At 65.0% G+C, this 26,259-nt stretch carries 24 protein-coding genes and 2 pseudogenes; 18 read left to right on the forward strand and 8 right to left on the reverse strand.

Going from position 1 to position 26,259, the window contains the following annotated elements:
• Positions 1–229: 229 nt before the first annotated feature.
• Genes ACETMP_RS31945 through ACETMP_RS31980 form a run of 8 tightly spaced genes read left to right on the forward strand, consistent with a single transcriptional unit; the run spans position 230 to position 7,977 of the window.
• The gene (locus ACETMP_RS31945; protein ID WP_375162039.1) at positions 230–1,039 is read left to right on the forward strand and encodes a CoA transferase subunit A; all 810 of its coding nucleotides are present in this window, start codon (positions 230–232) and stop codon (positions 1,037–1,039) included.
• On the forward strand, positions 1,039–1,797 hold the full coding sequence (locus tag ACETMP_RS31950) for a CoA-transferase (RefSeq protein WP_375159244.1): 759 nt from the start codon (positions 1,039–1,041) through the stop codon (positions 1,795–1,797). Before ACETMP_RS31945 ends, ACETMP_RS31950 begins: the two co-directional genes overlap by 1 nt.
• Positions 1,794–4,106: a molybdopterin-dependent oxidoreductase gene (locus tag ACETMP_RS31955; RefSeq protein ID WP_375159245.1), complete on the forward strand. Its 2,313-nt coding sequence runs from the start codon at positions 1,794–1,796 to the stop codon at positions 4,104–4,106. Before ACETMP_RS31950 ends, ACETMP_RS31955 begins: the two co-directional genes overlap by 4 nt.
• A 14-nt stretch (positions 4,107–4,120) precedes the next feature.
• Positions 4,121–4,690, forward strand: coding sequence for a peroxidase-related enzyme (locus ACETMP_RS31960; protein WP_375159246.1), 570 nt, complete (start codon positions 4,121–4,123; stop codon positions 4,688–4,690).
• A 20-nt stretch (positions 4,691–4,710) separates the two neighbouring features.
• Complete coding sequence (locus ACETMP_RS31965) at positions 4,711–5,475, forward strand: PaaI family thioesterase (protein WP_375159247.1); 765 nt, start codon at positions 4,711–4,713, stop codon at positions 5,473–5,475.
• A 19-nt stretch (positions 5,476–5,494) separates the two neighbouring features.
• A complete protein-coding gene (locus ACETMP_RS31970; RefSeq protein ID WP_375159248.1) occupies positions 5,495–6,187 on the forward strand; it encodes an L-fuculose-phosphate aldolase in 693 nt (230 codons plus the stop codon).
• A 32-nt stretch (positions 6,188–6,219) separates the two neighbouring features.
• Entirely contained in the window at positions 6,220–7,182 is a 963-nt protein-coding gene (locus ACETMP_RS31975) for a carbohydrate kinase family protein (protein WP_375159249.1), read from the forward strand.
• 48 nt (positions 7,183–7,230) lie between these two features.
• Positions 7,231–7,977, forward strand: a complete 747-nt coding sequence (locus ACETMP_RS31980) for an SDR family NAD(P)-dependent oxidoreductase (protein ID WP_375159250.1) — start codon at positions 7,231–7,233, stop codon at positions 7,975–7,977.
• Between the two features lie 328 nt (positions 7,978–8,305).
• Here the strand turns inward: ACETMP_RS31980 and ACETMP_RS31985 are convergent, their stop codons facing one another.
• Genes ACETMP_RS31985 through ACETMP_RS32000 form a run of 4 tightly spaced genes read right to left on the reverse strand, consistent with a single transcriptional unit; the run spans position 8,306 to position 10,901 of the window.
• Positions 8,306–9,301: an ABC transporter substrate-binding protein gene (locus ACETMP_RS31985; protein WP_375159251.1), complete on the reverse strand. Its 996-nt coding sequence runs from the start codon at positions 9,299–9,301 to the stop codon at positions 8,306–8,308.
• Positions 9,302–9,323: 22 nt separating this feature from the next.
• Positions 9,324–10,133, reverse strand: coding sequence for an ABC transporter ATP-binding protein (locus tag ACETMP_RS31990; protein ID WP_375159252.1), 810 nt, complete (start codon positions 10,131–10,133; stop codon positions 9,324–9,326).
• A complete protein-coding gene (locus ACETMP_RS31995; protein ID WP_375159253.1) occupies positions 10,130–10,480 on the reverse strand; it encodes an ABC transporter permease in 351 nt (116 codons plus the stop codon). Before ACETMP_RS31995 ends, ACETMP_RS31990 begins: the two co-directional genes overlap by 4 nt.
• Positions 10,473–10,901: an ABC transporter permease gene (locus ACETMP_RS32000; protein WP_375159254.1), complete on the reverse strand. Its 429-nt coding sequence runs from the start codon at positions 10,899–10,901 to the stop codon at positions 10,473–10,475. The genes ACETMP_RS31995 and ACETMP_RS32000 overlap by 8 nt, the downstream gene beginning before the upstream one ends.
• Before the next feature lie 106 nt (positions 10,902–11,007).
• On the opposite strand from ACETMP_RS32000, the gene ACETMP_RS32005 reads away from it, so the two are divergent.
• The 5 genes from ACETMP_RS32005 (at position 11,008) to ACETMP_RS32025 (ending at position 16,923) form a co-directional block, all read left to right on the forward strand.
• A complete protein-coding gene (locus ACETMP_RS32005; protein WP_375159255.1) occupies positions 11,008–12,135 on the forward strand; it encodes a mandelate racemase/muconate lactonizing enzyme family protein in 1,128 nt (375 codons plus the stop codon).
• A complete protein-coding gene (locus ACETMP_RS32010; RefSeq protein WP_375159256.1) occupies positions 12,135–13,730 on the forward strand; it encodes a GMC family oxidoreductase in 1,596 nt (531 codons plus the stop codon). Before ACETMP_RS32005 ends, ACETMP_RS32010 begins: the two co-directional genes overlap by 1 nt.
• 28 nt (positions 13,731–13,758) lie before the next feature.
• Positions 13,759–14,481 carry a GntR family transcriptional regulator gene (locus tag ACETMP_RS32015; protein WP_375159257.1) on the forward strand — a complete coding sequence of 241 codons (723 nt, stop codon included), beginning with the start codon at positions 13,759–13,761 and terminating at the stop codon, positions 14,479–14,481.
• A gap of 138 nt (positions 14,482–14,619) precedes the next feature.
• Entirely contained in the window at positions 14,620–16,464 is a 1,845-nt protein-coding gene (gene ftsH / locus ACETMP_RS32020; protein ID WP_375159258.1) for an ATP-dependent zinc metalloprotease FtsH, read from the forward strand.
• Positions 16,465–16,683: 219 nt separating this feature from the next.
• A complete protein-coding gene (locus ACETMP_RS32025; RefSeq protein ID WP_375159259.1) occupies positions 16,684–16,923 on the forward strand; it encodes a hypothetical protein in 240 nt (79 codons plus the stop codon).
• Between the two features lie 4 nt (positions 16,924–16,927).
• On the opposite strand, the gene mgtA is transcribed toward ACETMP_RS32025, so the two are convergent.
• Both mgtA and ACETMP_RS32035 read right to left on the reverse strand, forming a co-directional pair.
• Positions 16,928–19,468 (reverse strand): magnesium-translocating P-type ATPase, encoded by a 2,541-nt coding sequence (mgtA, locus tag ACETMP_RS32030; RefSeq protein WP_375159260.1) that lies wholly within the window; start codon positions 19,466–19,468, stop codon positions 16,928–16,930.
• A 138-nt stretch (positions 19,469–19,606) separates the two neighbouring features.
• Positions 19,607–20,158: a hypothetical protein gene (locus ACETMP_RS32035; protein ID WP_375159261.1), complete on the reverse strand. Its 552-nt coding sequence runs from the start codon at positions 20,156–20,158 to the stop codon at positions 19,607–19,609.
• Positions 20,159–20,306: 148 nt separating this feature from the next.
• Here ACETMP_RS32035 and ACETMP_RS32040 point away from each other — a divergent pair, with 148 nt between their 5' ends.
• The 3 genes from ACETMP_RS32040 to ACETMP_RS32050 are packed head-to-tail and all read left to right on the forward strand — an operon-like array spanning position 20,307 to position 22,495.
• The gene (locus tag ACETMP_RS32040; protein ID WP_375159262.1) at positions 20,307–21,653 is read left to right on the forward strand and encodes a hypothetical protein; all 1,347 of its coding nucleotides are present in this window, start codon (positions 20,307–20,309) and stop codon (positions 21,651–21,653) included.
• Positions 21,654–21,665: 12 nt separating this feature from the next.
• A complete protein-coding gene (locus ACETMP_RS32045) occupies positions 21,666–22,175 on the forward strand; it encodes a DUF2249 domain-containing protein (RefSeq protein WP_375159263.1) in 510 nt (169 codons plus the stop codon).
• Positions 22,172–22,495, forward strand: a complete 324-nt coding sequence (locus ACETMP_RS32050) for a metal-sulfur cluster assembly factor (protein WP_375159264.1) — start codon at positions 22,172–22,174, stop codon at positions 22,493–22,495. The genes ACETMP_RS32045 and ACETMP_RS32050 overlap by 4 nt, the downstream gene beginning before the upstream one ends.
• A 13-nt stretch (positions 22,496–22,508) precedes the next feature.
• Here the strand turns inward: ACETMP_RS32050 and ACETMP_RS32055 are convergent, their stop codons facing one another.
• Both ACETMP_RS32055 and ACETMP_RS32060 read right to left on the reverse strand, forming a co-directional pair.
• Positions 22,509–23,099, reverse strand: coding sequence for a UbiX family flavin prenyltransferase (locus ACETMP_RS32055; RefSeq protein ID WP_375159265.1), 591 nt, complete (start codon positions 23,097–23,099; stop codon positions 22,509–22,511).
• Positions 23,096–24,624, reverse strand: a pseudogene (locus ACETMP_RS32060) (UbiD family decarboxylase). Before ACETMP_RS32060 ends, ACETMP_RS32055 begins: the two are co-directional and overlap by 4 nt.
• Positions 24,625–24,724: 100 nt before the next feature.
• Between ACETMP_RS32060 and ACETMP_RS32065 the strand changes: the two are divergent.
• Positions 24,725–25,270: an SCP2 domain-containing protein gene (locus ACETMP_RS32065; protein ID WP_375159266.1), complete on the forward strand. Its 546-nt coding sequence runs from the start codon at positions 24,725–24,727 to the stop codon at positions 25,268–25,270.
• A pseudogene (locus tag ACETMP_RS32070) lies at positions 25,270–26,248 on the forward strand (peptidase U32 family protein). The gene ACETMP_RS32065 and the pseudogene ACETMP_RS32070 overlap by 1 nt, the downstream one beginning before the upstream one ends.
• Positions 26,249–26,259 lie beyond the last annotated feature (11 nt).

A 26,259-nucleotide genomic window follows, 5' to 3' on the forward strand; every position in this document is an offset into this window, starting at 1 on the left:
TGTTCTATATTGTAGAACGCTATTCCAATTATTGTTGGCGCAGCGCGCCGTCTTGTCAAGTCGGGCCGACCGCTCGCGGGGCAAGGGCAGCCTCGCTGCGGTCCGTGAGGAGGTGAGATCCCCTGTAGATAAGGGCTTCGCCGACCAAGTCAGATTGACAGTGTTGTCCGGATCCGCCTAACATAAACGTGGAATAGCGTTCTACAATATAGAACAAGACGGGAGGATGATGGTGTTGAGCGAACCTCGCGCAATGGCGAAGCACATCGAGCCGGGCATGCGCGTAGCGCTCCCGGTCGACTACGCCGGCGTCTCCATGGCGATGACGCGGCCCATCATCGAGCATGGCGCGGGCAATCTCGATCTCGTTTGCGTGCCAACCGGCGGATTGCAGGTCGACCAGCTTGTCGGCGCCGGTCTGGTCCGGACCGTGGAGACCAGCGCCGTCTCGCTGGGCGAAGCCGGTACAGCGCCCCGGTTCAACGCTGCGGTCAAGGAGGGCGCCGTTCGATTGAAGGACGCGACGTGCCCTGCCATTCATGCCGGCCTGATGGCGGCGCAGAAGGGCAGTCCCTTCATGCCGCTCCGGGGGCTGATCGGAACGGATCTGCTCCGCCATCGCGACGATTGGCGCGTCATCGACAATCCGCTGGCGGACGGCGGCGATCCGATCGTGCTGATCCCGGCCATCACGCCGGACGTCACGATCTTCCACGTGCCGATGGCCGATCGCTTCGGCAATATCTGGGTCGGCCGTCGACGCGAGCTTGCCGCCATGGCTTACGCTTCGCAGACGGTTCTCGTCACGGTGGAGCAGATCGTCGAGCAGAATCTGCTCGCCGATGAGATGAGCGCTGCCGGCGTGCTGCCGGCAATCTACGTTACCGCAGTCGCGTGCGCGCCGAAGGGCGCATGGCCCTACGGTCTGTGGGGCGAGTATCCGGCCGACAGCGCGGAGATCGCGCGCTATGCGAAGGCCGCGCGGACGGCGGACGGGTTCTCGGCCTACATGGCGCAGGCGCAGATGGAGCCCGCGTGATGGCCGAAATTCTCCCTCGCGAAGTGCTGATTTGCACGATCGCGCGGCTGCTCGACGGGGTCAGGCATGTCGCCGTAGGCGCCTCCTCTCCGATTCCTGCCGCCGGCGCGATGCTGTTGCGTGCCCTGAAGGAAGCGGGCGGCGCCGTCGGTCCACGCATCTCCATCCTCGGCTCTGTCGAGCATAATTTCTTCACCAACGGCTCGGCCGAGCTGTTCGATTGTGCAGGTCAGGGCCGGATCGATGCGTTCTTCCTCGGTGGCGGCCAGATCGACGGCCTCGGCAACGTGAACCTCGTCGGCACCGGCGATTATCCGCGCTCCAGCGTGCGCTGGCCCGGCTCGTTCGGGTCGGCCTATCTCTACTTTGTCGTGCCGCGGGTCATCCTGTTCCGCGAAGAGCATACGCCGCGCGTCTTCGTCGAGCACGTGGACTTCATCAGTGCCCCCGGGGTCAGCCCCGAGGGAGTGTTTCGCAGCGGCGGCCCCGTTGCTCTCCTGACCGGCAAGGGCCTCTTTCGATTCGACAAGACACGGCCCGGGTTCGACCTGGAAAGCGTCCATCCCGGGCACGATCTTGCCGAGATCAAGCAGGCGACCGGCTTTCAGTTTACGCATGACGCCGAGCCGCGGCAGACCCCGCTGCCAGACCGATCGACGCTGGAGTTGCTCCGCGGCCGCGTGTTCGACGAACTCGCCGAGACCTATCCCGAATTCGCCGCGCAGATGCGGCGCGATCTCGTAGGCGTCGACGCATGAGCGGGATCAAGCGGATTCCGCATTGCAGCCATTGGGGTGCGTACACGATCCTCGTCGAGGACGGCCGCATCCTCGGTGTCGAACCGTTCGAGCACGATCCGGCGCCTTCCCCGATCATCCATTCCATTGCCGAATGGGCCAACCCCGAGCGGCGCGTGCTGCGGCCGATGGTCCGCTCGGGCTGGCTCGACAAGCGCGAAAAGAGCGACCGGCGGGGCCGCGGCCGCGAGAAATTCGTGCCGGTGAGCTGGGACGAGGCGACGACGCTGGTCGCCGACGAAGTGCGCCGCGTGGCCGGCACGTTCGGAAACGCGTCGATCTTCGCCGGCTCCTATGGCTGGACCAATTCCGGCCGCCTGCATCATGCGTCTTCGCTTCTGAAGCGCATGCTCAATCTGGTGGGCGGCTTCACCAGGCACGTCGACACCTATTCGATCGCGGCAGGCCCCGTGATCCTGCGCCACACGCTGGGCAGCGACGACGCATGCGGCGGCCGCGCCAATACGCTCGACACCATCGCGCAGCACACCGAGACGCTCGTGGTATTCGGTGCTCTCTCGCCGCGAACCGCGCAAAACGAGGCCGGAGGAATTGGCAGCCATCGGCTCGAAACCTATCTCAGGCAGATCGTCGAACGTGGCGTCAAGATCATCCACGTCTCGCCGCTGAAGGATGATCTACCCGACTGGATCAACGCCGAGTGGTGGCCGATCCGGCCGAACACGGACACGGCGCTGATGCTCGGGCTTGCCGGCGAGATCGTGAAAGCGGGCCGGCACGACAGGGATTTCCTCGCGCGCTGCACCAGCGGCGCGGATCGCCTGCTTCGCTATCTGGAAGGTAAAACGGATGGCGTGCGCAAGGAGGCCGCGTGGGCCGCCGGCATCTGCGGCCTCGATGCCGACAGGATCGCGAGGCTGGCAAGCCGCCTGGTCGACACGCGCAGCATGCTGACCGTGAGCTGGAGCCTGCAGCGCGCCCATCACGGCGAACAGCCGTTCTGGGCGGCGCTCGGACTTGCATCGGTCGTCGGCCAGATCGGGTTGCCTGGCGGCGGCGTCGGCTACGGCTACGCTTCGCTGGGGGGCGTGGGGGCACCGCTCAATCTGGGCCGCTCTCCGGCCATTTCGCAGCTGACAAGGCCGATCGACAGCTTCATTCCGGTGGCACGCATCAGCGACATGCTGCTCAATCCCGGCAGGCCGTTCAGCTATGAAGGCGAGATCCGCACCTATCCGGATACGCGGCTGGTCTATTGGGCGGGCGGCAATCCCTATCACCATCATCAGGACCTCAACCGGCTGTCGGAAGCCTGGACGAGGCCCGAAACGATCATCGTGCAGGACCCGATGTTCACCGCGACGGCCCAGCGGGCCGACATCGTGCTGCCGGCAACCACGTCGATCGAGCGCAACGATCTTGCCGGCAACAGGCGCTCCGATTTCATCCTGGCAATGAAGCAGGCCATCGAGCCGCTGGGCGAATCCCGCTCCGACTTCGCGATCTTCGACGCGATCGCAGGCAAGCTCGGGGTGGCCGATCGGTTCAACGAAGGCCGGGATGAAATGAGCTGGGTCCGGCATCTCTACGAAGCCTGCCGCAGCGACGCCTCGCAGCGCTTCGACTTCGAGATGCCGGATTTCGACGCGTTCTGGAACGCCGGCTATGCCCGCTGCCCGGTCGAGTCAGACCATACGTACTTGGCCGACTTTCGAAGCAAGCCGGAGGCGCACGCGCTCAAGACCGAGAGCGGAAAGATCGTGCTCGGCAGCGAGACTCTGGCCAGGCTGGACTATGCCGACTGCCGCCCGCATCCCGCGTGGATCGAGCCGGCTGAATGGCTCGGCAACGCCGCCGACGCCGGCCAGATGCACCTGGTGTCCCATCAGCCGGCCGGTCGCCTTCACAGTCAGCTCGAAACCGGCGCGTCGAGCCGGGCGATGAAGCGCAACGGCCGTGAACAGGCTCGGCTTCATCCTGACGACGCGGCTGCTCTCGGCATCGAAGACGGCCGGACGATCCGCATCTGGAACGGCCGCGGGGAGTGCCTTGCGACGGCGGAGGTCACTGACATGGTCCGTCGAGGCGTGCTGGTGCTTCCGACCGGCGCCTGGTTCACGCCAGCAGGCAATAGCGGCCTCGAGGTCGCCGGCAATCCGAACGTGCTCACGCTCGATATCGGCACCTCTCAATTCGGCCAGGGCTGCTCGGCCCATACCTGCCTCGTGCGAGTCGAGCCGCACGCCGCCGATCGGCGCGATGCGTTCGAGGCCTATCAGGAAACGCTCGTCGCGCTCGCGGCAGTCTAACAGGAGCTTGCAACATGTCTGCGCCCGCCATCAGCCGCTTTCCCGTCCCCGATATCGCAACGCTGCCGCAGGATATCCGCTCGCGGATCGAGGCGGTTCAGGAGAAATCCGGCTTCGTCCCCAACGTCTTCCTGACACTGGCGCATCGTCCTGACGAGTTCCGGGCGTTCTTCGCCTATCACGATGCTCTGATGGACAAGCCCGGGCCGATCACCAAGGCCGAACGCGAGATGATCGTGGTCGCGACCAGCGCCGCCAATCAATGTCAGTATTGCGTCGTCGCGCACGGCGCCATCCTGCGCGTGCGCGCGAAGAATCCGCTGATCGCGGACCAGGTCGCCGTCAATTACCGCAAGGCCGATATCACTCCCCGGCAAAGGGCGATGCTCGATTTCGCGATGAAGGTCTCGGCACGCGCCTATGAGGTGGACGATTCCGACATCGTCGATCTCAAGGGACACGGATTCACCGAGGAAGACGTCTGGGACATTGCGGCCATCGCGGCCTTCTTCGGCATGTCGAACCGCCTCGCCAACGTCACCAGCATGCGTCCGAACGACGAGTTCTTCGCGATGGGACGCTGAAGCCGCGAACGAGGACTGCAATGGCACCGCTGGTCATCGACAGGCGCTTCCGGGGCCCGCCCAATTCCGGCAACGGCGGCTATGTGTGCGGATGTCTCGCAAGGCACGTCGCCGGAGACGCCGAAGTGACGTTGCGTGCCCCGCCGCCATTGGAGCGGCCGCTCGAGGTGCTGACAGGGACCGACGGCGGGATCGAGTTGCGCGACAACGGCAAGCTGCTCGCGACGGCGCGTGCAGCAGGCGTCGACATGTCGGACATTCCCAGGGTGAGCTACGAGGCGGCTGAAGAGGCAGCCGCCAGAACGCCCTATGACGAGCAGACCCACAACCTTCCGGGATGCTTCGTCTGCGGCCCCGCACGCGGCCATGGCGATGGTCTGCGGATCTTCGCCGGTCCGCTGCAGCCGGGCACCGTCCCGGGCAGGCCCGTCGTGTTCGCGGCCTCCTGGGTCCCTCACGGCAGCCTGTCCGGCGATGACGGCTATGTCGCGCCCGAGTTCGTCTGGGCCGCTCTCGACTGCCCGACCGGCTATTGCAGCGTGGCCGCCCGTTACCTCGGACTGAACGGTGACGAGACGGCCCTGCTCGGACGCATGGCCGCACGGATCAAGCGCCGGCCGCGCCCGGAAGATCGATGTGTGGTGGTGGCGTGGCCGACCGGGCGGGAAGGCCGCAAGCTCTTTGCCGAGAGCGCCTTGCTCGACGCGGAGCAGGAGGTGCTGGCGACCGCACGAGCCACCTGGCTGTTGGTCGACCGTCAGGTCCAGCTCGGAGCAAGCGCATGAACGAGGGTGGGAGCAGGGTATGACCGGCCGTGAAGCAGAGCTCGAACTTCGTCAATCCATCATCGATGCCTGCCGCGAGATGGCGGCGCAAGGCATCAACCAGGGAACGTCCGGAAACATCAGCGTCCGGACCGACGACGGCATGCTGCTGACGCCGTCCGGTCTTCCCTACGACCGCATGAGGCCCGAGGACATCGTGGCCATGAAGTGGGACGGCTCGTGGAGCGCGCCGGCCGGCAACGTTCCGTCGACGGAATGGCGCTTTCACCTCGACATCCTGAAGTCGAAGCCGGAGGTCGGCGCCGTGGTTCACGCCCATCCGGTCTTCTGCACCATCATCGCGATCATGAATCGCCCGATCCCCGCGATTCACTACATGATCGCCGCCGCCGGCGGGAACGACATTCCCTGCGCGCCCTATGCTCAATACGGCACGGCCGAGCTGTCGCAGGCGGCGCTGAACGCGCTCCGCTATCGCCGCGCCTGCCTGCTCGCGCATCACGGGCTGATCGCCGTCGGGCCCAATCTGCGCAAGGCCTTGTGGCTCGCGGTCGAGGTCGAGGTGCTCGCCAAGCAGTATCACGGCTGTCTTCAGCTCGGCGCTCCTCCGCTGCTGCCGGACGAGGAAATCGACAGCATCCTGAAGCGATGGGGGCAGTACGGCCTGCGCGACAGCGAGGGCACGGCCAAGCTTCCCCAGCGTCCGAGCTAGCTCACGATCAAACCACCATCCTGCGAGAAATCATGGCTCACTCTCACGACGTCAGCGTCTGCGGCACTTACATTCTGGACATTCTTGGCGTCCCGGTGACCGAGATTCCGCCCGGCGGCGGCCGCTTGCTGATCGAGGAAATTCGGCTCGCGGTCGCGGGCACTGCCGGCGGAACGGTCGTTCCATGCGCGCGTCTCGGTCTCAAGGCGCTCGCGGTCGGCGCGGTCGGCTCCGACGAGAAGGCCGACTGGATGCTGAATGCGCTGCAGCGTGAGGGGATCGACATCTCTCTCATGGAGCGGATGGCCGGCAGTCCGACCTCGGCCACGATCCTACCGATCCGGCCCGACGGCTCGCGTCCGGTCATGCACGCAAGGGGCGCGTCCGCCCGCTGGCGTATCGCACCACAAGTGCAAGAGGCCGCTTGCCGCAGCAAGATTCTGCATCTCGGTGGGGTAGGATCCCTGCTGGCGATGGACGGCGCGCCGTCCGTCGCATTGCTGCGCGATGCGAAGGCGGCCGGCTGCACGACGACGCTCGACCTGATCCAGGCTCGCGGTGAGACGTTGGCACTGGTCGAGCCTCTGATGCCTTATGTCGACTTCTTCATGCCAAGCATTGACGAGACCCATGCGATGGTTGGAACCGCGGATCCGGCCGCATGCGCGCGTTTCTTCATCGAGAAGGGAGCCGGAGCCTGCGCCATCTCCATGGGCGCCGACGGCTCGTTCGTGATGACGCGCGACGGACGTCAGTTCACCGTACCTGCCTTCGAGGTGAAGGTTCGTGATACGTCGGGATGCGGCGATTCCTACACCGGCGGCTTCATCGCGGGTCTCGTGCGCGGCTGGGATTTGCTGGACTGCGCCAGGCTTGCGACGGCGACATCCGCAATTGTCGCGACGGGTCTCGGCTCCGGCGCCAACCTCGTGTCATTCGAGGAGACCGTGAAGGCGATGAACTCGCTTCCCGTGCGCAAGCCCGCTCAGGCGTGAGCCGATCACATCATCAAGACGTCAATCCTACCGATAGGGGAAAATAACATGGCCCGACATGCAATCGTTACGGGAGCAAGCCGCGGTATTGGCCGAGCAATCGCCATGGGTCTTGCCAGGCGCGGCTATGATCTCGCGCTGACCGACATCGCGCCTCAGGAGAAAGTTCTGCTTGAGACCGTCGCCGAGATCGGCGCGCTCGGTGGTCGTTGTATCCCGGTGCTTGGCGACGTCAGCGATCTCGGGGATTGCAGGCGGGTCGTGGCGGAAGCCCTGCAGGGGCTGGGACACATCGACGTCCTCGTCAACAACGCCGGCATCCTCCGACTGGCGACGATCGACGAGCTGACGACCGAGACATGGGACCAGACCTTCGCCGTGAACACGCGCGGCGTGTTCCAGATGACTCAGGCCGTGGTGCCACACATGAAGGAGCGTAAATACGGGCGGATCGTCAATATCGCCTCGCTTGCGGCGCGAACGGGCGGCCCGGGACAGTCCCACTACGCTGCATCGAAGTCGGCCGTGGTCGGCTTCACGCGGGTTTCGTCCATGGAGTTCGGCGGCTTCGGCATCACGGTCAACGCCGTTTGCCCGGGCATCATCGTGACCGAGATGGGGATGAACAATCTTCGTGATCCCGAGCGCGTCGCGTATTTCGAAAAGGTCACGGACTTGCATCGGCTTGGACAGCCGGAGGATGTCGTCGGTCCCGTGGCATTCTTTGCATCGGATGATTCCGCGTTCGTGACCGGCCAGGCCCTCAATGTGGACGGAGGTATTTTTTACAGCTAGCGGATTGCTGCTCGTCTCGGGAGGCCAAAGGTCTGGAAGGCGGTCCGACTGCGCCGCCTCCTCGATGCCGCCTGACATGGCCGGCATCTTCTTCTTCTTTTCATGTCATCGGCAGCGAATTGGGGCAGCTGCGCCGCGTTCCCATCGAAGGGCTGAAGTCGATGTGGATCCTCATGTTGGCCGGGTGCTGGGCCGCATGCGATCGTCAAGAGAACGGGACGCTGCCGCGGAACGCGGATAGACCGAGTTGTGCATCGCTGACTGCGATTCAATGCAATAGTTTCTACGCGGCCGACGTTCTTGCCCCGACACGCTGACGGCAGATCGCTCACGCAATCGTTTTCAAATATATGCTCGGATCGAAATACTTGCTGGCAGGCGTGAAGTCCTTGATGCCGGCATTGGCCATGAAGAAGTCCGTCGATTGCTGCAGCCAATTGGTCACGGTCCCGTCCGAGTACATGCGCTTCCATTCCTTGGACGTGAACATCTTCTGGGCCTTGAACGATTCGGTGATATCGGCCAGCGGCGTCTGGCTGTAATGGCCCTTCTGCAGCTTCTCCATGGCCTCGACGCTGTTTGCAACGATGTAATCGTTGGCATCCGCCCAGCCAAGGATCAGCTTCGCCAGCGTCTCCTTGTTGCGCTCGTAATAGTCGTTGGCGGCCGCCCAACCGCCGATGATCGCGGCTTTCGGGTAATAGGCGGAGGCGTCGGCGAGCTTGACCGCGCCGGGCACCTTGTCGCGGACCGTGACGTTGAAGGGGACCCAAAGCGCGACGGCCGGCACCGCGCCGGAAATGAAGGCGGTCACGGCGGCAGGCATGGTCTGGTTGACGAGCTCGACCTCCTTCGGATCGACCTTGTTGGCACGGAGCGCGGTATCCAAGAATACGTGCGCGGTCGTGCCGGTCGCGGTCGCGATGCGCTTGCCCTTCAGATCCTCGAACGATTTGATGCCTTGGTCGCCACGCACCCAGAGCTGAGCGGTCGCGACCTCGATGTCGTTGATCAGGAAGACCTTGCCCTGGCCGCGGGCCGGAAAGTTCGAAAGCACGGCGCCGGTCGACAGCACATCGAGGCTGCCGCCGATCAGGGCCTGAAAGATCTCCAGGCCGGTGTTGAACTGCCGCAGCTCGAGATCGAGGCCCTGCTTCTCGAAGGAGCCGCGATCCATGCCGGTCCAGATCTGACCGTCGACGGCGACGGTGTGGAGATAGCCGACGCGAACCTTCGTTCTTGCCTGCGCGATCGCGGGTGCTGCGGCCGTGAAGGTGCCGAGTGCAAGGCCTGCCGTCGTGCTCAGAAATTGCCGCCGATCCATGATGTGTCCTCCGTCCTGCTTGTTATTCCGAGAATGAGACCGGGCGCATCTGCGCCTGCTGGGCACGATATTCGTCCATCACGAGCTGCCTGATATGGCTTCGCAGCTCGGCGAATTCCGGCCGCTCCTGGATCGACTCGTCGCGCGGATAGGCGAAGGGAACGTCGATGATTTGCTTGATCCGCGCCGGCCGCGCCGTCACCACCACGATGCGGGAGGCGAGGTAGATCGCCTCCTCGACGGAATGGGTGATCAGCATGACGGTCTTGCCTTCGGTTTCCAGCACCTTGAGCAGCAGGTTCTGCATGTTGGATCGGGTCTGGGCGTCGAGCGCGCCGAACGGCTCGTCCATCAGCAGGAATTGCGGCTTCACCGCATAAGCCCGCGCGATCGCGAGCCGTTGCCGCATGCCGCCGGACAGGTGCTTCGGATAGGAATTGGCGAAGTCGGACAGGCCCATCAGGCCGAGATAGTGATCGCAGATCGCCTCGCGCTCGGCGGTCGCAACGCGGTTGGCGTTGAGGGTCAGGCCGAAGGCGATGTTCTGCTTCACCGTCAACCACGGGAATACGCCATATTCCTGGAAGATGACGCCGCGCTCGGGGCCGGGGCCGGCGACGGGACGTCCGTCGAACAGGACCTTGCCGGTCGTCGGCTTCTGGAAACCGGCGAGCATGCTCATCATCGTGGTTTTGCCGCAGCCGGATGGGCCGATCACCGCAATGAAGTCGCCGTCGTTGATGTCGTAGCTGACGTCCTCGACCACCTGGAGACGGCCCTTCGCAGTCTCGAAAGACAGCGATACCTTGTCGAACTGCGCGCGCTTGGTCATGCGATGGCCCGATCCTGCCAGACTAGCAGCCGCGCGGTGATCTTGCGCAGGATCAAGTCCATGATCAGCGCGATCAAGCCGATGCAGATGATGCCGACATAGATGACGTCGAGCAGGAAGTAGGTCGAGGCATTCTGGATCATGGCGCCGAGCCCGCGCTGTGCGGCGATCAGCTCGGATGCGACCAGCGTCGCCCAGGCCACGCCCAACGCCACGCGCAACGCCGTGAGGATGTGCGGGACAGTGAGGGGAATGATGACCTTGTGAAAGATCTCGGCCTGGTTCGCTCCGAGCGTCTGCGCCACGCGGATGTAGAGCGGCGTGATCTGCGACACGCCCTCATACATCACGATCACCCCGGAGAAAAAAGGAGGCGTAGAACAGGATGACGAGCTTTGCGAGCTCGTCGACGCCGAAATAGACGATCACCAGCGGGATCAGAGCGATCGGCGGCAGCGCGCGAAAAAAGTTGATCATGGGATCGGCAAAGGTGCGGGCGGGGCGATACCACCCGAGCAGAAACCCGACCGGCACGGCCACGAGTATGCCGAGCGCCACGCCGAGAAAGACGCGCCGCGTCGAGGCGAAGATGTCGATCAGCAGCCCTTCCCTGGTGAGAAGCTCGAAGAACTTTGCGGCGACCTGGTGCGGCGCGGGGATCAGCGAGACGTTGACGAAGCCGCTCCAGCGCACGGCGTACCAGAGCAGGATTGCGCCGATCCACGGTATCAATCCGAGACCAAGACGTCTCAGGCCAGCTCCGTTCATTCGACGCGTCCACCCAGATTGCGATTGATGTTTTCGGAAGTCATATTATAAATAGGATGACCATACAAGTGGTGCCTTTGATCGGAGGCGTCGCAGGCTTTCCCGCATGACTTCCTCGCCTTTCACCATCCGAAGCGTCCAGGCCTTTGGCTATCGCTACCCGCTGACCACGCCGGTCATCACGTCCTTCGGGCGGATGGCGGATCGGCCTGCCGTCTTCGTCCGCGTTGAAGACACCGACGGAAACATCGGCTGGGGCGAAGCGTGGTGCAATTTTCCGGCACCCGGTGCCGAGCATCGTGTCCGGCTCGTCAACGAGGTGCTTGCGCCGGCTTTGATCGGATTCAATGCGCCCGAGCCGTCTGCCGCGTTCGAGCGCCTGACACAGGGAATCTCGGTGCTGGCGCTGCAGTCCGGAGAGGCCGGCCCGTTTGCGCAATCGATCGCCGGCATCGATCTCGCGGTCTGGGATCTCTACGCGCGGCGCCGGAATGTTGCGTTGTGGACGCTGCTCGGCGGCGCGACGCGCAAGATCAAGGTCTACGCCAGTGGCATCAATCCGGTCGGGTCCGAACGGACGGCTGAAGCAGCCCTTGGCCGCGGATACCGTGCGTTGAAGCTGAAGATCGGCTTCGATCCGGCAGCTGACCGCGCCAATCTCGGCGCGCTGCGCCGTCTTGTGGGCGAAGGCCTGCTTGCTGCCGACGTGAACCAGGGCTGGACCATGGCGCAGGCACTGGAGCTTGCACCGCAGCTCGAGCGCTTCGGTCTTGCCTGGCTCGAAGAGCCGATCCGTGCTGATCGCCCCCGGCAAGAATGGCAACAGCTGTACGAGGCCATTCGCTTTCCGCTCGCAGCCGGCGAGAACATTGCGAGCCACGCCGGCTTTGCCGAGGTGCTGCGTGAGCCGATTCTCCGCGTCGTCCAGCCCGACATCGCCAAATGGGGCGGGCTGTCGGCCTGCACCAGCATTGCCCGCGACATCCTGGCGTCGGGAAAGATGTTCTGTCCGCACTATCTTGGCGCCGGCATCGGTCTTCTGGCATCCGCGCATCTCCTCGCCGGCGTCGGCGGCGACGGGCTGCTCGAAGTCGACTGCAACGAGAACCCGTTGCGCGACCGCTTTTGTGGTCCCGTGCTCGATGTCCGCGACGGCATGATCGAGCTCGGTGACGAGGCGGGTCTCGGCATCACGCCCGATCTCGCTTCCATCGCGCAATACCGGACCATCTGATGCCAGCTCGCGGCTACGACTACATCATCGTCGGCGCGGGCTCGGCCGGCTGCGTCGTTGCGAACCGGCTGTCGGCCGATCCATCTTGCCGCGTTCTGTTGCTGGAGGCCGGCGGACCGGACCGGAATTTCTGGCTGAAACTTCCGGTCGGCTACTACCGGACCATCTACAACGAGCGATTCTCGCGCCTGTTCAGGACCGAGCCCTCGGAAGGGAGCGGCGGCCGCGCCATTGTCTGGCCGCGCGGCCGCGTGCTCGGGGGCTCCTCGTCGATCAACGGTCTGATCTTCATTCGCGGCCAGCACGAGGACTTTGACGATTGGGAACGCCTCGGTGCCAACGGCTGGAGCTATCGCGAGCTTCTGCCGTATTTTCGGCGCTACGAACGCTATCGCGGCGGCGAGAGCCAGTTTCACGGCGGGCTCGGGGAGTTCGAGGTCTCCGACCTTCGCAATGACAATCCGGCCTCGAAGGCCTGGGTCGAGGCGGGTGTGCAGTTCGGCCTGCCGCGCAATCCCGACTTCAACGGCGCCACCACGCTGGGCGTCGGCACCTACCAGCTCGGCATCGGCCGGCACTGGCGGACCAGCTCCGCCTCTGCGTTTCTGCGCCCCATCGCCGGCCGTCCCAATCTCACCATCATCACCCATGCGCAAGTCAGCAGGGTCGTTTTCAACGGTCGCGTCGCGACCGGTGTCGAGTGGATCAGCAAGGGGCAGGTCCACAGTGCGATGGCTGATCGTGAGATCATCCTGTCCGGCGGCGCGCTGCAATCCCCGCAGATCCTCCAGCTTTCAGGCGTCGGTCCGGCCGACCTGCTGCGCAAGCTCGGCATTGCCGTGGTTGCCGATTCTCCTGAGGTCGGTGCCAATCTCCAGGACCACTACCAGGCCCGGCTGATCGTCCGCCTGAAGGAACGAATTTCGCTCAACGATCAGGTCCGCAATCCCGTCGCGCTGGCGAGGATGGGGCTGCAATGGATGCTGGCAGGCAGCGGCCCGTTGACGGTCGGCGCGGGGCAGGTGGGCGGCGCAGCCTGCACGGAATACGCGGTTGGCGGGAGGCCGGACGTGCAGTTCAACGTGATGCCGCTCTCGGTCGACAAGCCTGGCGAGCCCCTGCACAGCTATTCCGGCTTCACCGCCTCGGTCTGGCAGTGCCATGGCAAGTCGCGCGGCCAGCTTGCGATCAGCTCGATTGACCCGTTCGAGCAGCCGCGCATCGTGCCGAATTATTTCGCCGAGGAGATCGATCGCAAGACCATTGTTGCGGGTCTGAAGATTCTGCGCGAGATTTATCAGCAGAAGGCCTTTCGCCCGCTCTGGGATGTCGAGATGGTGCCGGGCGAAGCGGCAAGGGATGACGCCGGGCTGTGGGATTTTGCGCGCAACACGGGGGGCACGGTGTTTCACTGTGTCGGCACCTGCCGCATGGGGCGGGACGCGCAGGCCGTGCTCGATCCGCAGCTACGGGTGCGCGGTGTCGAGCGGCTGCGCGTGATCGACGCCTCGGTGATGCCGCAGATCACCTCGGCCAACACGAATGCGACCAGCCTGATGATCGGCGAACGCGGTGCCGCGCTGGTCATGGCGTGATCGCTGGGCCTGAATTTCGGAGGACGAGATGGAATTGAGTTCCGATAGTCACGTCCCCAAATACGCGCAGATCGCCGACATCTTCCGGCAGCGGATCGCACGCGGCGTCTGGACTCAGGGTTTTCGGCTGCCGGCCAACGAGGAGCTGGCCGCCGAGTTCGGTGTGTCGCGCGTCACGATCAGGCAGGCGGTGGAGTTGCTCGCACGCGACGGCGTGATCGAGGCACAGCAGGGCCGCGGCACCTTCGTTACCGGGACCGTGCGGCAGGATCGCTGGCTCAAGGTCGAGACCACGCTCTCGGATCTTGCCGACATGTACCGCGACACCTCGCCCGAGATCATCAACATCTCGGAAAGCCGCAGCGATGCACCGCTGCTTCCCGGGGACGGCAAGCCGGCGGAAAAATACGTCTTCATGCGTCGGCTGCATTCGCGCGAGAAACAGCCATATTGCGTCATTTCCATCTATCTCGACGAGAAGATCTTCCGCAGGTCGCCGAAGCGTTTTCGTAACGAGACCGTGATCCCGATCCTGAGCGATCTCAGGGATCCCGCCATCGCCAGCGCGCGCCAGACCTTGACGATCGGCACTGCGGATATCGAGGCGGCGCGGCTGCTGCGCGTGCCGCTGAATTCGCCGGTGGCCGAAGTCCGCCGCATCTTCACGACCGCGGACCGTACCGTGATCTATCTCGGCGAAGTCACCTATCGCGGCGACTTCGTGCGGATCGACATGGATCTGCGGCCCTAGGAAGCAGAGCCCAGATCTCGCTCGATCGGACGACGGCGGTTGGCGGCTGGACTTCCCCCGACGTTGAGCTGAATCAAGCGGTGGCCGCCGCTCTCCATTACCGTTCGCACCGCAGTCGACGGCGATGGGAGAAGCAGGGTGGAGTCCGATCGAGTTTCACGGAAGCAGGGCATCGCAATGGCCGCCATCCTGGCGGGCGGCATGCTGCTCGCCATGCTGCAATTCGGCCTGTCGACCTACAATACGATCGAAACCATTCCCTACAGCCAATTCGAGCAGCTGCTCGCCCAGGACAAGATCGCCGAAGTCTCCGTCGGCCCGGATACAATTCAAGGCAAATTGAAAGAGCCGCTTCCGAGCGGAAAGTCCGCCTTCGTGACCGCGCGGGTCGATATGGCCCTTGCCGAGAAGCTCGCGGCAAAGGGCGCCAGCGTGACCGGCGTCCCCGGCAGCGGCGCGTTGCAGACCTTGCTGTCCTGGATTTTTCCGGTCATCGCTTTCTTCGTGATCTGGCTCTGGATCGGCCGCTCCATGGGCGGCGGCCAGGGCTTGGGCGGGCTGATGGCGATCGGCAAGTCCCGCGCGAAGGTCTACGTCGAGAAAGACATCAAGGTCACCTTCGCGGACGTCGCCGGCGTGGACGAGGCGAAGTTCGAGCTGCAGGAAGTGGTGTCGTTCCTCAGGGATCCCAAGAGCTATGGTCGCTTGGGCGCGCACGTCCCCAAGGGTATCCTGCTGGTCGGACCGCCGGGAACGGGAAAGACCCTGCTGGCCCGCGCGGTGGCGGGAGAGGCCGGCGTGCCGTTCTTCTCGATCTCCGGCTCGGAATTCGTGGAGATGTTCGTCGGCGTCGGTGCCGCGCGGGTTCGGGATCTGTTCGAGCAGGCCCGCAAGGCTGCACCATGCATCATCTTCGTCGACGAGCTCGACGCGCTGGGCCGCAGCCGCGGGCCGCTGTCGTTCGGCGGCTACGACGAGAAGGAGCAGACCCTCAACCAGCTGCTGTCCGAGCTCGACGGCTTCGACCCGAGCGCCGGCGTCATTCTGCTGGCGGCCACCAACCGCCCGGAGATCCTCGACCCGGCGCTGCTGCGTGCAGGTCGGTTCGACCGGCAGGTCCTGGTCGACCGGCCGGACAAGGGCGGACGCGTTGCGATTCTGAAGGTGCATGCCCACAAGATCCGCATGAGCAGCGACGTCGACCTCGACAAGGTAGCTGGTCTCACGACCGGATTTACCGGGGCAGACCTTGCGAACCTGATCAACGAAGCCGCAATCGCGGCGACCAGGCGGAGCGGAGACGAGGTCACGTTCGACGATTTCGTCACGGCGATCGAGCGGATCGTGGCCGGAATCGAGAAGAAGAGCAGGGTGCTGAGCAAGGACGAACGGCGCAGGGTTGCCTATCATGAGATGGGTCATGCTCTCGTCGCGGCCAGCCTGCCCGGCGTCGACCCCGTGCAGAAGGTCTCGATCATCCCGCGCGGAATCGGTGCGCTGGGGTACACCATCCAGCGACCGACCGAGGACAGGTTCCTGCTGACGGTCGACGAGCTGAAGAACCGCATCGCGGTGCTGATGGGCGGCCGCGCATCGGAGCGTCTGATCTTCGACGGGGCGATCTCGACCGGCGCCGCCGACGATCTTCAGCGTGCGACCGAAGTCGCGATCGAGATGGTGACCAAATACGGCATGGACGAAACGGTGGGGCAACGCACTTATGCACCCAAGCCGCAGGCCTTTCTTGGCGCGGCCCAGGACAAGATCGTTGGCGCCGCCGAGGCGACCGGGCGCGAGATCGATCTCGCCGTCCGCAACCTGATCGAGGAGGGCGACCGCCGTGCCCGCGACATCCTCCAGCACCGGCGGGTAGACCTCGATGCCGGCGTTGACCTGTTGATCGCGAACGAAACGGTGACGTCCGAGCAGTTTGCGCCATTGCTCGGCAAACGCAGCGGCGAAAGCGAGCCGGTTGCCGCATGACGGCGCTGGCAGCGCCCTGTCATGATACCCCCGGACGAGGCGGGGCGCTTCTGGGAGCTGGCTGATTTCCCGGGTTGATCCGGGTCAAGATTTGATCTGCTGGCTCCTTTATGATGCGGCTTTCCAGCTCGCTGCGGCCGCCCCCGGGCCTCGGCAGCCCCCGTTTTTCCGGGACGATGACGTCAACCGAGCCGCGTGTGGAACGCGAGAAAAGATTTCATGCCTACATATTATTTCGACAGGAAGGACGGCGTGCCAGTCCGCGATAGAGCCGGACTGGACCTTGTCAGCGACGGTGCCGCCATCGCGCACGGTAAGGACCTGGCCGACCGGATACGCCGGGAGAAGCCGAACGGTCATCCCGAGCTTGAGATCGTCATCATTGATGAGAGCGGCCGCGAAGTTCACCGCGAGCAGATCTATCCGGACGCGGTTCGGCGAGCCCCGCCTTCGTCTTGAGACACTATGGATCCGAGATCGCCAGCCGCTTCGCGAGGCTTGCCGAGATCAGATAGGCCGCGGCGATGGCGATGATCGTCGCAAGCAGTCCCGCAGGCAGCGCGGTAAAGCCGAATGCGCCTCGCCATGGGCCGAGTGCAAGCGCCACGCCGGCAAGCAGGGCGCCCAAGGACGTGGCGATCAAGATGGCGTGCGGGCGGTTTGCGCGCCACGGCAGCTTGCGAGACCGGATCACGAAGATCACCAGGATCTGGGTCGCTATCGATTCCAGGAACCAGCCGGTTTGAAACATCGGCGCATCCGCATCGAACACCTTGAGAAGAACGGCGAAGGTGATCGCGTCGAACAGGGACGACACCATTCCCATGACGATGGTGAAGCGAAGGATGCTTGTCATGTCCCAGGATTCGGGCCGCGCAATGTCCTCGCGATCGACGTCATCGAAAGGGATGCCGATTTCGGAGAGATCGTAGATCAGATTGTTCAGCAGGATCTGCAGCGGCAGCAACGGCAGGAATGGAAGAACGATCGAGGCCAGGGCCATTGAAAGCATATTGCCGAAATTCGAGCTCGTTCCCATCCGGACATATTTCAGGATGTTGGCAAACGTCCTGCGGCCTTCGCGCACGCCGGCCGCAAGCACGGACAGGTCCGGCGCCAGCAGGATCAAGTCGGCGGCCGCGCGGGCGACCTCGGTCGCGCCGGTGACGGATATGCCGACATGTGCGGCGTGAAGCGCGGGGGCGTCATTGACGCCGTCTCCCATGAAGCCGACGACGTGATTGCGATGCCTGAGCGCGGCAATGATCCGCCGCTTCTGGTCGGGGTCGATCCGGGCAAACAGGTCGATATGGTCGACCCGGGCGATGAGCGCGGCATCGGCCAGCTCGGAAATCTCGGCGCCGGTCATGATCCGGTCCGCGCTGAGGCCGACCGATCGCGCCACGTGCGCGACCACGGCGCCATGGTCGCCGGAAATGATCTTGATGGTGACGCCGAGCGAGCCGAGCGCCTTGATGGCCGCGGCCGCATCCTGCTTCGGTGGGTCGGCGAAGGCACAAAAGCCGATCATGGTCAGATTGGTCTCGTCGCCGACGGCGATCGTCTGCTGTCCTGCCGGTATGGACCTGATGGCGACGGCGAGCAGCCGGAAGCCGTCGCGGGCATAACGGGCCTGAATGTCGGCCATCTTCCGTTGCCAGACGGCGTCGAGCGGATGAGCCAGACCATCGATCTCCACGGCCACGCAGCGAGATAGGATGGATTCCGGAGCCCCTTTGGCGATCAGGGTCTGTTCGCCGTCGCGTCCGACCAGAACGGACAGGCACCGCCGTTCGAAGTCGAACGGGACTTCCGAAAGCCGCACCCAGCCGTCGCGATCGTCGCGGCTCGCCGACAGGATCGCGTCGTCGAGAGGGCTTTTGATGCCGGCCTGGAACATGCTGTTGAGGCGCGCCAAGCTCAGGACGCGATCGCTGGCCCGATCCTCGGGATCGACATGCGCCTGCAGCGTGATGCGGGCTTCCGTGAGCGTGCCGGTCTTGTCGACGCAAAGCGTGTCCATCGCGCCCAGATCGTGAATTGCGGACAACCGCTTGACGATGACTTTCCGCTTCGCCATGCGCAGGGCGCCGCGGGCGAGGGTGACCGTCATCACCATCGGCAGCAGCTCGGGTGTCAAGCCGACGGCGAGCGCGATCGCGAAGAGGAAGGACTCCATCGCGTTGCGTTGCGCGACGAGATGAGCCATCAGCACGAAGAGCGTGAGGAAGAGCGTCAGCCGAAGGATCAGGAGCCCGAGCCTGCGGACGCCCTGCTCGAGCGCGGTTGGCGGCGCGTTGGCGGCCATTGCCGAGGCGATCGCGCCGAAGCGCGTCCGGCCTCCAGTCGTCACGACCAACATCCTGCCGCTGCCGCCGACGGTACTGGTTCCCGCGAACAGGGCGTTGGTGGCATCCGCCGGCAATGCAGCGGAGCAGGCAGCGTCGGTCTTGAAGGCCGGAAACGGCTCGCCCGTCATCAGGGCCTCGTTGACCTGCAGATCCTGCGCATCGAGGACGATACCGTCGGCCGGTATCAAATCCCCGATACGGAGCTTCACGACGTCCCCCGGGACCAGTGCCGTTACCGAAATCGTCGCATCCCTGCCGTCCCTGATGACGTCAGCCTGAATGGCGACCGATTCCCGCAATCTTTCGGCGGTGAGCTCGGCACGGTGCTCCTGAACGATATCAAGCGTGATGGAGAGGGAAAGCACGGTGGCGATGATGGCAAAGCTGCCGATATCGCCGCTCAGCCCGGAGAGGAGCGCAGCCGCCAGCAGCATGGCGATCAGCGGGTTCCACAGACGTTGGCCGAGCTTGCGCAGGGCCGATCGGCTCGGCGAGGCGTCGGCGCGGTTCGCGCCGTGGATCGCCAGCCGTCGGGCGGCTTCGCCCTTGGAGAGGCCGTCCGGGCCGGAGCCGAGCGCGCGGTAAAGCTCGGCCTTTGGCATTTGCCAGAACGCCTCGGCCAAAACCTTGGCCGGGCTGGATTGTTCGATCATGGAAGGGCTCGGCGGTCGCTGATATCCAGGCGAGGCCAAGGTACGGGGCTGCTCGTTTCCCGGATTGATGCAACGCAATCCGGTCTCGGACGGCGTCGTCAGGAGGCGGGCACCGGGAGCAAAGAGCCCCCGGCCGCATCATTTCTTCCGGCTGTTTCCCGACGGGGAAAATACCTGATTGGCGGGCGGTTGTCCGCCGGTCGGCACGGCGATGGCGATGAAGCCGCGATCCATCGAGCTGTGACAGGCATTGCAGCCGTCGGTCAGCACGCGCATGGAGCCGGCAAACTTGCGATCGTCTCCTGCCGCGATCGCATCGGCGACCGAGAGCAGCGGCTCCCTCATCGTGGTCACGTTGCTGACGGGAATTGCCGGGTAGAAGATCGCCGCCTCGGCCAGGCTGTTCGTCAACTGGCGCAACTCGTACGCGGCGAGATCCCAGTTTTTCGCCTTGCCCGCATACCAGAGCTTGAGATGCTGAAGCTGCGCCGTGCTCATGACTTGGGCGAGGCGGGGCGCATCCTGTTTTGCGTTCGGGGAGGGTGGGAAGCTGGACTGCGCAATCGCGGACGTGACCGCGCCCGCCGAGACCATCAGCACCACACACCAATTCTTGAGCGTCATCCGACCATTCCTTGCCGTTTGAATGTCTTGAATATCAGCGCCGCGGGCCGTGCTCTTGCGCTGCATCAATCCTTCCATGGCGTTGGCGTCGAAGCCGGTCCCATTGTCGTGAATGCCGCCGGAGTTTGCGCCTCGACAAAGTGGTCGCGACTGCAGCCGCTTACCGTTTCGGCGCTGACATGGAAATTTTTGTGCAGGCGATGGGAAGCAGGCCGTGATCGGAACCAGCCTCTGTAGATGGGCCATCAGCTACTTCGCGGTCGCAATCGTATGGTTGCTGTTCGCAGAAGCACTGATGGTCGTCGGGTTCGGTTTTCCGAACCACGATATCGGCGCTCCGGACACGCTCGTCATCGTCCACATGGTCAGCATCGGCTGGTTGAGCACGGTGCTGTGCGGCGCGCTGTTTCAGTTCGTGCCGGTCCTGGTCGCAAGGCCGCTCTATGCGGAACGCTGGACGCTGCCGGCTCTGGCGCTGCTGACGCTGGGGCTGATGGTCCTGCTCGCAGGCTTTCTGGCTCTGGGCGGGCGCTTCAACGGGCCGTCTTGGCTGCTTCCCATTGGGGCCGGCCTGCTGATCGCCGGCTTCGCCCTGGTCGTTGCCAATCTCGGCATGACACTGTGGTCGGCCCGTCCGCTGCCGCGGCCGGCGCGGTTCGTCGCAGGCGGGCTTGCCTGCATCTGCGTCACGGCGGCATTCGGTGGCCTGTTCTCGCTGGTGCTGTCCGGAACAGCCATCGGCGCGCAATGGCCGGAACTGTTGGTCTCGGGCGTGCCGATCCACGCGCTCGCCGGCCTTGGCGGTTGGCTGACCTTCACGGCCATGGGCGTCAGCTACCGCCTGCTTGCGATGTTCATGCTCGCGCCCGACGGCGACGTGCGGCTCGGCCGCCTCGCCTGGCTCGCCGGCGCCATCGCGCTGGCCGTCGGGCTTGTCGGCGGCGTGCTCGCACTCTGGCGCATGACAGGGCTGAACCTGGCATTTCTGCTGGCAGGAGCAGCGGCGCTGCTGTCGGTGGCCGCCTACGGCCGTGACGTGCTCGTCCTGTACAGGAGCCGCAAACGCCGCGCGCTCGAGCTCAATACGCGCATGAGCCTCGTCGCGCTGGGAAGCCTCGTCGCGGTCGCAATCCTTGGCGCCGCTTGTCTCGCAACCGGCACCTTCTCGTCCCATGTCGGCGCGCTCGCCTTTCTCCTCGCGTTCGGCTGGCTCACCGGCCTCGTGCTCGCCAATCTCTACAAGATCGTGCCGTTCCTGACCTGGCTCGAAACCTATGGTCCGGTGATGGGCAGAGTGCCGACGCCCCGCGTCCAGGATCTCGTCGCCGAGCGCCGCGCGTCGAAATGGTTCGTGCTGTTCTTTGCCGGAAGCTGGACGGCGACATTGATGCTCCTGATCGACGCGCAACTCGGATTTCGCGTCGCTGTCGCGGTCGTGACGGTTGCGACGCTCGGCCTGAGTGAAGAGTTGATCAGGGCCCGGCGGCTTGTGGATGTCGCGGCGCCGCTACGCCTGCCGGCGGGAGCAGCCGTGCCTCATCTGTTGGTCTCAAGAAACTGAAAGGAGACTGCAATGACCGAATTCATCGACGTCGATGTCCGGCCGATCCTGCGTGCAGGCGGCGAGCCGTTCTCGATCATCATGGCCGCGCTCGAGCGGCTCGAGCCCGGGGAGGGGCTGCGGCTCTATGCTCCCTTCAAGCCGGTCCCTCTGTTCGACGTCATGGCGAGCAGGGGCTTTGCTCATCGGGCAGCCGAGCTCGAAGGCGGCGAATGGGAGATCCGCTTCATGCCGGACGACGGCTCGGTCGAAGCGGCTGAACCGGTCCTCGCTGCCTCGAAAGAGGGCGATTGGCCCGAGCCCGCGGTTCATCTCGACAATCGCGATCTCGATCCGCCTGAGCCGATGGTTCGGATTCTGGCTGCCCTGGAGCGGCTCGCGCCGGGCCAGACGCTGTCCGCCTTGCTCAGCCGCGAACCGGTCTTCCTGTTTCGGGAGTTGAGCAAGCGCGGCCATCAATGGCGCGGCGCCTTCACGCCGCAGAACGATTCTTATGAACTGACGGTGAGGGTGCACGCATGACGATCAACGATGATGAGCTCGTGGACCAGATCAGGCAGGCGCTGAAGGTCGTGATCGATCCGGAGCTCGGCCACAACATCGTCGACCTCGGCTTCATCTATGACGTGTCGGTCGACGACGGCGCCGCCCACATCACCATGACGGCGACCACGCGCGGTTGCCCCGCCGCGTCCTTCCTCAGGGAAGGGGTCGCGAGCAGCGCGTGCCTGGTTCCGGGCGTCGAATCGGTCGACGTCACCATGACGTTCGAGCCGCCCTGGCATCCCTCGATGATCTCGCCGGGCGTCAGGTCATCGCTCGGCTTTGCCGAGGTGAATTGATCCGGCGAGCCGGCTATGCGCCTTCCGAGCCCGACCAGGCCTTTGCGGGTGCGCGAAGCTTTGTCAGGTCGAGCAGGTTGATCGCCCGGGCGGCGATCTGGTCGATCATCTCATCGAGCGATTGTGGCTTCAGATAGAAGGCCGGCATCGGCGGGGCAATGATCGCGCCGATCTCGGTTGCCTGCAGCATGCTGCGCAAATGGCCGAGATGCAGCGGGCTCTCGCGGACCAGCAACACCAGCCGGCGCCGCTCCTTGAGCTGCACGTCGGCCGCGCGCGTCAGGAGGTCGTCGAGCTGTCCCCAGGCGATGGCCGAGAGCGTGCGGATCGAGCACGGCGCCACGATCATGCCCGCGACCGGATACGAGCCGCTGGCGATCGCGGCACCGACGTCCGAATGAAGATGATGGCGGAAGGCGAGCGCGCGCAGCCGCGCCAGCGCATCGCTGCCCACTTCCTCGCTCAGCGTTCGCTCGGCCGCGGGCGAGACCACGAGGTGCACCGCGTAGTGCGGATCGTCGGCCAGCAGCTCGACGATGCGCATGCCGATCGCGGCGCCCGAGGCGCCGCTGATGCCGACGACGATGCCTTGCCGTCCGCTCATACGGGGACCGATGTGCGTGCGGTCGCACCGGAGAGGCCGAGATTGGCCCACATCGCATCGACACGTGCGACCACGGCGGGATCCATGGTCAGCGGAACCCCCATTCGCGATCCGTCTCCGGCGGCATCTTCGTGGTGGCATCGATGCCGAGCTTGCCGCCGAGCCCGGATTTCGGCGAGGCGAAGTCGAGATAGTCGATCGGCGTGTCGGTGAGGGTCACGAGATCGCGCGAGGCGTCGCTGCGCGTCGAGACCGCCCACATCACGGCTTTCCAGTCGCGGACGTCGATGTCGTCGTCGACCACGATCAGGAGCTTGGTGTAGCTGAACTGCGGCAGCATCGACCACAGGCCCAGCATCAGCCGCCGCGCCTGGCCGGGATAACGCTTCTTGATCGCCGCGACCGCGATGCGATAGGAGCACGCCTCCGGCGGCAGCCAGCAGTCGGTCACCTCAGGGAATTGCTGTCGGATCAGCGGCACGAACAGGCGGTTGAGTGCTTCGCCGATCCGCGACGGCTCGTCCGGCGGCCGGCCCGTGAAGGTCGAGAGATAGACCGGCTGCCGCCGGCTCGTGATCGCCGTCACGCGCATCACGGGGAATTCCTCGACGGAATTGTAGTACCCGGTGTGATCGCCATAGGGACCCTCGGGCGCGGTCTCGGTTGCCGAGACCAAACCTTCGATGACGATCTCGGCCTCGGCCGGGATCGCAAGCGGGACGGTGAGGCATGGCGTGAGGTCGGGTCGTTCGCCGCGTAGGATTCCGGCGAAGCGCAGCTCCGACATGGTCTCGGGGAGCGGCAGCACCGCGGCCAGAATGGTGGCCGGATCGGCTCCGATGACGATCGCAACCGGCATATCGCGGCCGATCGCCTTCCATTGCTGGTGATGCCGGGCGCCGCCGCGATGCGCGAGCCAGCGGATGATGGCGCGGTCGCGACCGAGCACCTGCATACGGTAGACGCCGACATTCTCCTCCTGGTCCGCCGTCGTCAAGTCCGGCGGCACGGTGATCACGAGCGGCCAGGTGATCAGCGGCGCCGGCTCGCCGGGCCAGCAGATCTGCACCGGCAATCTGGAGAGATCGATGTCGGGCCCCATCGTGACGCAATCCTGCACCGGTGCCGCCGCGCGCCTGCGCGGGCGCGTCGCCAGCGCGGCGCGGGCGAGCGGAAGCTTGCCGAAGGCCTCCCTGATGCCGTTCGGCGGTCGCGGCGCGCGCAGCTCGGCCATCAGCTCGCCAAGCTCTTCGAGGCGGTCGGGCGCAATCCCCATGCCCCAGGCGATCCGCTCCACCGTTCCGAACAGATTGGTGAGGAGCGGCAGCTCCGAAGGGCGGCCGTCGGCCTTGACGGGCTGCTCGAACAATAATGCCGGTCCGTGTGCCCCCAGCACGCGCCGGTGGATCTCCGTGATCTCGTGGACGACGGAGACCTTGCCGCGAATGCGTCGCAACTGCCCCCGGCTTTCGATGAAGCGCAGGAAGTCGGTCAAGTCGCGAAATCGCGGCACATCACGTTGCAACTGAAGATGCTCCCAAAAAATCACAGCTAGCCGGCCTGTTTTTGGTCTTCATTGTTCCGGCTCAAATACAACGGTGTGCATTCCGTCCAGATGTGGCGCCATGAATGACCCGTCCGCCGCATCGCCCGGCCCGTTGCCGACGATTCCGCCGCTCGTCGCATTGGCGATGCGTCCCCTGCCTCTGCTGCCTTTGCAGCTCGCGCTCGGCGGTGTCCTGCGCCGCATCCACCGGCGCAACCCTGCGATATTCGACCGGCTCGGTGCGCACGCGCGCGCGCGGTTCGGCATCAGGCCGATCGATCTGCCCTTTGCCTTCGTGGTCGAGGCGAAGCCGCCGCGCCTGTCCGTCGTGCGCGAGCTGCCGAAGGGCCTGGATGCGCGCATCTCGGCCTCGCTCGCCAATCTCTTGGCTCTGCTCGAAGGCCGGGTCGACGGCGATGCCTTGATGTTCTCGCGTGAGCTCGTCATCGAGGGCGATGTCGAGGCGGTGCTGGCGCTGCGCAATGCGATCGACGACGCCCAGCTCGATCTCGCCGCTGAATTGTCCTCGCTGTTCGGCCCGCTGGGCGTGCCGGCGAGGCGCGCCTTCGAGGCCGCCCGCGGCCATGTGATCGGCTCATCGGGCCAAGGCGAGCAATTCAGATGATGGAATTGATCTGTCCCGCCGGGACGCCGGCGGCGCTGAAGAGCGCCATCGATGCCGGTGCCGACGCGATCTATTGCGGCTTCAACGACGAGACCAACGCGCGCAATTTTCCGGGGCTGAATTTCAGCCGCGACGAGCTTCGCAAGGCAATCGCGCTCGCGCATGGCCGCGGCGCCAAGATCCTGGTGGCCATCAACACCTTTCCGCGCGCCGGCGCCGTCGACATCTGGCATCGCGCCGTGGATTATGCGGTGAGTGCCGGCGCCGACGCACTGATCCTCGCCGACATCGGATTGATGGACTACACGGCGCGGCGCCACCCGAACCAGCGTTTGCACGTCTCGGTCCAGGCCGCGGCCGCGAATCCGGATGCCATCGCCTTCTATGCCGAGAATTTCGGGGCGCGGCGTGTCGTGCTGCCGCGTGTCCTGAGCGTGCCGGAGATCGCCGAGATCACCCGGGAGTCCGCCTGCGAGACCGAGGTCTTCGTGTTCGGCGGCCTCTGCGTGATGGCCGAGGGGCGCTGCTCGCTGTCGTCCTACGCCACCGGCAAATCGCCGAACATGCAAGGCGTCTGCTCGCCGCCGAGCCATGTGACCTACGAACAGACCGCGGAGGGGACGAAGTCCAGCCTCGGCGGCTTCGCCATCAACCGGTTCGGGACGAGCGAGCCCGCCGGCTATCCGACGCTGTGCAAGGGCCGTTTCTCGACCGCCCAGGGCGCCGGTTACATTTTCGAGGATCCCGTCAGCCTGGACGCCACCACGCTGCTCAAGGGCCTGCGCGATGCCGGGGTCACGGCGCTCAAGATCGAGGGTCGCCAGCGCGGCCGCGCCTATGTCGAAAGCGTGGTGCGCCATTTCCGTCACGCGCTTGCGGCGCTTCGAGAACGGCAGCGAGGCGGATATTGCGAGCCTGAAGCCGTTCACCGAAGGCCAGGCCTCCACGCTCGGCGCCTATCGCAAGACCTGGCGCTAGAGACTTGGCGT

The sequence above is a fragment of the Bradyrhizobium dasycarpum genome (assembly GCF_042019905.1).
Lineage (GTDB): Bacteria > Pseudomonadota > Alphaproteobacteria > Rhizobiales > Xanthobacteraceae > Bradyrhizobium > Bradyrhizobium japonicum_B.